Source organism: Janthinobacterium sp. AD80 (genome assembly GCF_002878455.1).
Taxonomy (GTDB): domain Bacteria; phylum Pseudomonadota; class Gammaproteobacteria; order Burkholderiales; family Burkholderiaceae_D; genus Janthinobacterium.
Genome location: NZ_NRDQ01000218.1, coordinates 1 through 6,468, shown reverse-complemented (window position 1 = coordinate 6,468; position 6,468 = coordinate 1). Strand labels below are relative to the sequence as shown.

General features: G+C 66.8%; 5 protein-coding genes. 3 read left to right on the top strand and 2 right to left on the bottom strand.

What is annotated here, in order from left to right; all coding sequences use genetic code 11:
- A partial coding sequence (locus JaAD80_RS27280) for an AraC family transcriptional regulator (RefSeq protein ID WP_102299223.1) occupies positions 1 to 726 on the top strand: 726 nt, incomplete at its 5' end.
- Between the two features lie 350 nt (positions 727 to 1,076).
- On the opposite strand, the gene ilvB is transcribed toward JaAD80_RS27280, so the two are convergent.
- Positions 1,077 to 2,849 carry a biosynthetic-type acetolactate synthase large subunit gene (ilvB, locus tag JaAD80_RS27275; protein ID WP_102299222.1) on the bottom strand — a complete coding sequence of 591 codons (1,773 nt, stop codon included), beginning with the start codon at positions 2,847 to 2,849 and terminating at the stop codon, positions 1,077 to 1,079.
- 99 nt (positions 2,850 to 2,948) lie between these two features.
- On the opposite strand from ilvB, the gene JaAD80_RS27270 reads away from it, so the two are divergent.
- Together JaAD80_RS27270 and JaAD80_RS27265 are read left to right on the top strand one after the other, a co-directional pair.
- Positions 2,949 to 3,410 (top strand): Lrp/AsnC family transcriptional regulator, encoded by a 462-nt coding sequence (locus JaAD80_RS27270; RefSeq protein WP_102299220.1) that lies wholly within the window; start codon positions 2,949 to 2,951, stop codon positions 3,408 to 3,410.
- Positions 3,411 to 3,525: 115 nt separating this feature from the next.
- Positions 3,526 to 6,042, top strand: a complete 2,517-nt coding sequence (locus JaAD80_RS27265; protein WP_102299218.1) for a TonB-dependent receptor — start codon at positions 3,526 to 3,528, stop codon at positions 6,040 to 6,042.
- A 136-nt stretch (positions 6,043 to 6,178) separates the two neighbouring features.
- Here the strand turns inward: JaAD80_RS27265 and JaAD80_RS27260 are convergent.
- Positions 6,179 to 6,468 (bottom strand): response regulator transcription factor (locus JaAD80_RS27260; RefSeq protein ID WP_146012567.1); only part of this gene is annotated, 290 nt, incomplete at its 5' end.

Sequence of the window (6,468 nt, the reverse complement as noted above, 5' to 3'; positions counted from 1 at the left end):
TTTCCCGCCACGCCCATGTGCTGCCTGCTGTGGACGGTGGCGGGCGACGTCGAGGCGGCGGCGCCCGGCCCCGACCTGCTGCACGTGCGCATGCCGCCGGCCCTGTTCAGCGGGCCGCGCGGCTATCCGCTGGTCAGCTACAACCCCGGCCCCGTGCACTCGTTCATGGTGATGCTGTATCCGGCCGCCCTGCATGCGCTGACGGGCATCGACATGGCGGCCCTGTTCGACCAGGTGCGCCCGCTGGCTCCGCTGTTCGACGCCGACTGGCTGGCCTTGTCCGGCGCCGTGCTGGCCGCACCCGACGATGACGCGCGCATCGCGCTGGTGGAAGCGTTCCTGGCACCGCGCTGGGCGCTGGCGCGCAAGAGCGGCGACCAGCCGGCCGGCGCCATCCAGGACTGGGTGCGCCGCCTGGGCGTACAGGCCGCCTCGACGGGCGTGGCCAGTGGCGCGCGCAATATCGAGCGCCGCATCAAGGCCTGGGCCGGCCAGCCCATGCGCACCCTGCGCCGCATGCGCCGCGCGGAACAGTCGTTTCTCGACGCACGCGAGGCCATGCTGCAAGGCAATGCTTCCTGGACCGATATCGCCGCCGAGGGCGGCTACGCCGACCAGGCCCACCTGTGCCGCGAAGTGCGCGCCATCACGGGCCTGAGTCCCACCGAACTGGCACGCGCCAGCCGCGAGGATGAAAGTTACTGGGTTTATCGAATATGGGCGTAATCCGACAACATCGTTGGCGCGGCCGGTGGCGATGTCGGATTACGCGGCGTTGCCGCTAATCCGACCTACGATTTCCGGTCCGGCCATGGGTCGGACCAGGTTCGAAGAACCGTCATCCGGGAGCATTGTTGGCGCGGCCTGCGATGTTCCCCATGCCAGGGCGTAGGTCGGATTAGCGTGGCAACGCCACGCGTAATCCGACAACATCGTTGGCGTGGCCGGTGGCGATGTCGGATTACGCGGCGTTGCCGCTAATCCGACCTACGATTTCCGGTCCGGCCATGGGTCGGACCAGCTTCGGAGAACTCCCATCCGGGAGCATTGTTGGCGCCGCCGGTGGCGATGTCGACCTACCCCTCGCTGTACACATTTCCCTTCGACAGGGTCATCTCATGGTGCCCCGCACCCGGCGCCATCATGGGGAAGCAGTTTTCTTCACCGTGCACGCGCACGTCGAGGAAGTAGGGGCCGCTCGATGCCAGGCAGGTGGCCAGGGCCGCGTCGAGTTCGTCGCGCCGGCTGACCGTGTGCGCCTGCCAGCCGAAGGCGCGGGCCAGGGCGACGAAGTCGGGCAGGGCTTCCGTGTAGCTGTGGCTGTAGCGTCCGCCGTGGTTGAGTTCCTGCCACTGGCGCACCATGCCCATGTAGCCATTGTTCGACAGCACCACCTTGACGGGCAGGCGGTGCTGCACGGCCGTGGCCAGTTCCTGGATGTTCATCAGGATCGAGGCGTCGCCGCTGACGCATACCACGCAGCGCCCGGGGTGGGCGATCTGCGCGCCGATGGCGGCCGGCAAGCCATAGCCCATGGTGCCGGCGCCGCCCGACGTCAGCCAGCGGCGCGGCTGCTCGAAGCGCAAATGCTGCGCCGCCCACATCTGGTGCTGGCCCACATCGGTGGAAACGATGGCGTCCACGCCAGGCATGCCATCGAGCGCGGCCTGCAAACGCCGCATCAGCGCCTGCGGCGCGATCACGTCAGGCGTGTCGTCGAACGCCAGCGAGTTTTGCGCGCGCCAGGCGTCGATGCGCTGCCACCACGGCTGGCGGTCCGCCAGTAATCTTCCGCGCAGCTGCGCCAGCAGGGCGGCCAGAACGGGCGCGCAGTCGCCGCGCAGGGCCACGTCGGCGCGCACCACCTTGTGTATCGAGGCCGGGTCGATATCGATGTGGATGACTTTCGCGCCGGGGCAGAAGGCGTCCAGGCGGCCCGTCACCCGGTCGTCGAAGCGGGCGCCGACGCAGACGATGAGGTCCGCGTGGTGCATGGCCAGGTTCGCTTCCAGGGTACCGTGCATGCCCAGCATGCCGAGGAAGGCGGGGTGCGACGCGGGAAAGGCACCCAGGCCCAGCAGGGTCAAGGTGCAGGGGGCGGCCGCCAGTTTCACCAGCTGCTGGAAAACGGCGCAGGCTTCCGGGCCGGAATTGACGAGGCCGCCGCCAGCGTAAAACACGGGCTGGCGCGCGCCGGCGATCAGGCTGGCGGCCAGTTCGATATCGGCGCCCGCTGGCAGGGGCGCGGCGGCCACGGTGGCGGGCGGCAGCGGCGTATCGTCCGCGACAGGCGCCAGTTGCAAATCCTTGGGAAAATCGACCAGCACGGGGCCGGGCCGGCCTTGCGTGGCTTGCGCAAATGCTTGCCGCACCACGGCGGCCGTTTCCCCGGCCGCGCGGATCTGCCGGTTCCACTTGGTGACGGGACGCGAAATGCCCAGCGCGTCGCATTCCTGGAAAGCGTTCGTGCCGATGCTGGTGGTGGCCACCTGGCCGCTGACGCAGATGACGGGAACCGAGTCGCACAGGGCGTCGAGCAAGCCCGTGGTGGTATTGCTCATGCCGGGGCCGGAGGTGACGAAGACCACGCCGGGCCGGCCCGTGCTGCGCGCGTAGCCTTCGGCCGCGTGCACGGCGGCCTGTTCGTGGCGCACCAGCACGTGGCGCAAGCGGGGCTGCGCGTGCAGCGCGTCGTACAGGGGCAGCACGGCGCCGCCCGGATAGCCGAAGACGGTGTCGACGCCGAGCGCCAGCAGGGTGTCGATGAGGACGCTGGCGCCGTTGCGCGGGGCGGGCGCAGCGTCGGATGGAGCGGGCGAGGCGAGGAGGGTGGCGTGGTCAGGTTTCATGGCCTTATTTTCTGCCTGATGCGGCAGAAAAGGCTGCTGGTTTTCTCGTATAAAATGTCTCTATAAGCAAATTTTGCTGCAAATACGGGGAATGACAAAATGAAGCTGGATAAATTCGACCTCGCCATCCTGACGGCGCTGCAGCAGGATGCCCGCATCAGCCTGCATGACCTGAGCGCCAAGGTGGGTCTGACCTCGTCGCCGTGCTGGGCGCGCATCAAGCGCATGGAGGACGATGGCGTCATCGAGGGCTACACGGTCAACGTCAATGCGGCCAAGGTGGGGCTGGCCGATACGGTCATCGTGCAAGTGACCCTGGACGACCATTCCGACCAGGCCCTGTTTGAATTCGGCCACGCGCTGGCCATGATCCCGGAAGTGCTGGAAGCGTTTCTTGTTTCCGGCGACTACGATTACTACCTGCGCATCGCCGTCAGCGACACGCGCGACTATGAACGCCTGCTGCGCGAGCGCCTGTACAAAATTCCCGGCATCCGCCACAGCAAATCGAGCTTTGTCTTGCGCCAGCTGAAGCACAGTTATTTGCCGCTGCAGCGCTGATCCTCTTGCCGCCCCCGCGCCGCGCCAGTGCACGGCGGGAGTTTTTCCCTAGTCCCCCGATGGTGGCTGCCGGATACTGGGCAGACATAAAAACCACTATAAAACGGGGACAAGCATGAAACTGACTTTATTCGCCGCCGCCGCGCTGGCGCTGTGCCAGGCGCACGCCGCCGAACCGGCCTCGGCCGCCAGCCTGGACGCGAATCTGGCCGCAAGCGTGGCCACCTCGGGCGACTTGCCTAGCGTCATCATCACGGGCAGCATGCCGCTGCCCACCATCGAGCAGCCGCGCGCTGCGCTGGCCGCGCCCGTGCAGACGGCCAGCGCGCAGCAGATCGCCCGCAGCGGCGCGCTCGACCTGTCCGCCTTTCTGCGCCGCAACCTGGGCAGCGTGGTCGTCAACGAGGTGCAGAACAACCCGTTCCAGCCCGACGTCAGCTACCGCGGCTACACGGCTTCGCCGCTGCTGGGCACGCCGCAAGGCCTGTCCGTGTACCTGGACGGCATGCGCTTGAACCAGCCGTTTGGCGATGTCGTCAGCTGGGACCTGATACCGCGCATGGCCATCGACTCGCTGACCCTGATGCCCGGCTCGAATCCCCTCTTTGGCTTAAATACCCTGGGCGGCGCGCTGGCGATCCAGACCAAGGACGGGCGCAGCAGTCCCGGCACCGCCATCGAGGCGCGCCTGGGTTCGGATAAACGCCGCGCCGTGGAGGTCGAACATGGCGGCAGCAATGCGCAGGGCTGGCACTGGTATGTGACGGGCAACCGTTTCAAGGAAGCGGGCTGGCGCGACGATTCGCCGTCCGACGTGCGCCAGCTGTTTGGCAAGCTGGGCTGGAGCGATGCGCGCACCGACATCGCCGCCACCGTGGCGCACGCGGACAATGCGCTGACGGGCAATGGCTTGCAGGAACAGCGCATGCTGGCGCGCGATTACCGCAGCGTGTACACCAAGCCCGACCTGACGCAGAACAGGTCGACCCTGCTGAACCTGACGGGCAAGCACCGCGCCAGCGAAGCGTTGCTGCTGTCGGGCAATGTGTACTACCGCAAGATCGACACGCACACGTTTAACGGCGACCTGAACGACGAGTCGCTGGACCAGTCCGTCTACCAGCCCGGCGCGGCCGAGCGGGCGGCGCTGGCGGCGGCCGGCTACACGGGTTTCCCCGCCAGTGGGGCGAATGCATCCAATACGCCTTTCCCGAAGTGGCGCTGCATTGGCAACGTGCTGCTGGGTGATGAACCGGCCGAAAAATGCAACGGCATGATCAACCGCAGCCATACACAGCAGGAAAACTACGGCTTTTCCGGCCAGCTTACCTTGCTGGCCGATATGGCGGGCGCGCGCCACGCCGTCACGGCCGGCGCCGCCATGGATAGCAGCCATGCCACGTTCCGCCAGACCAGCCAGTTCGGCTATCTAAACCCGGACCGCGGCATCACGCCGGTGGACTTCTTTGCCGCCGGCACGCAAATCGACGACGACGGCCCGCCGGTCGACAACCGGGTCGACTTGCATGGCCGCATGCGCACCTGGAGCGTGTATGCAAGCGACAGCATGGCGTTCAATCAAGATTTAACCTTGACCGTCTCGGGCCGCTACAACCGCAGCACCGTGCGCAACCGCGACGCCATCACGCCCGGCGGCGGCAGCGGCTCGCTTGATGGCGACCACCGTTTCAGCCGCTTCAACCCCGCCATCGGCCTGGCCTATGCGCCGGCCGCGGGCATCGGCGCCTACGTCGGCTATAACGAAGGCAGCCGGACGCCGACGGCCATCGAACTCGGTTGCGCCGATCCGGAAAACCCTTGCCGCCTGCCCAATGCCATGGCCGGCGACCCGCCCTTGAAACAGGTGGTGACGAAGACGTGGGAAGCGGGCCTGCGCGGCAAGGTCGCCAGCGTGGCCAGCTGGAGCGCGGGCGTGTTCCGCGCGGAGAACCATGACGACATCCTGTTCGTCGCCGACAACCAGGCGGGGTTTGGCTATTTTAAAAATTTCGGCAAGACGCGCCACCAGGGCGTCGAACTGGCGCTCGACGGCAAGGCGGGCGCGCTGGATTTCGGCGTCAACTACACCTGGCTGCAGGCAACTTATCAAAGCCGGGAAACCGTCAACGGCAGCGCCAACAGCAGCAGCGATGCGGACGCGCCCGGCCTGGAAGGCAATATCCCCATCACGCCGGGCAAGCGCATTCCCCTGACGCCCAGCCATATCCTGAAGGCGCACGTGGAGGTTCAGGGCGGACGCGACTGGACGGTGGGCCTGGCCATGACGGCCGTGTCGAGTTCCTATGCGCGCGGCAATGAAAACAACCGGCACCAGGCGGGCGGGCCAGCGTATCTGGGCGCGGGCAAGAGCGGCGGCTATGCCGTGTTTGAGCTCAACGGCACATATCAGCTGACGCGCCAGCTGGGCGTGTTTGCCCAGGTGAATAACCTGTTCGACCGCAAATATGCGACGGCCGCGCAACTGGGCGCGACGGGCTTCAATGCCAACGGCAACTTTGCCGCCCGACCATTGCCAGCCGTGGGCGGCGAGTATCCGATGGTCAACGCGACGTTTTATGCTGCCGGCGCCCCGCGCAGCGTGAATGCGGGCTTGCGCTACGTGTTTAATTAGATTTTCTTGAAATGAAAGATGCCTGACAAAACCGTAGCGAGCGGATGGGCGTTGTGGCGAAGAAGCGCAACCGTACTCTGGTACGGTGAGCATCGCAGGTGCGCAAAGCGCACCGCGCAGCAGGTTTGCTCAGGCATTAAGCCGGGTGTTCGATCACCCCGTTACGCAGCGCAAGATGCACGAGGGCGGCGGGGCCGGGCACGTCGAGCTTTTCGCGGATGCAGGTCTGGTGGTTGGCCACCGTCTTGCTGCTTAGGTGCAGCAGGCGGGCGCAGTCGGCGGCGCTGTGGCCTTCGGCCAGCAGGCGGAAGATTTCGAATTCGCGCTGGCTCAGGCTGCTCAAGCGCCGGGCTTCCGCGCCGGCCGCGCCTTGCTGCACGCCGGGCGCGCTGTGCGGATCCAGGTAGCGCCGGCCCGCGTGGGCGG

Coding starts and splice junctions, on each gene's coding strand:
- ilvB (WP_102299222.1), bottom strand. CDS start 2,849: ATGAAACCTGACCACGCCACCCTCCTCGCCTCGCCCGCTCCATCCGAC.
- JaAD80_RS27270 (WP_102299220.1), top strand. CDS start 2,949: ATGAAGCTGGATAAATTCGACCTCGCCATCCTGACGGCGCTGCAGCAG.
- JaAD80_RS27265 (WP_102299218.1), top strand. CDS start 3,526: ATGAAACTGACTTTATTCGCCGCCGCCGCGCTGGCGCTGTGCCAGGCG.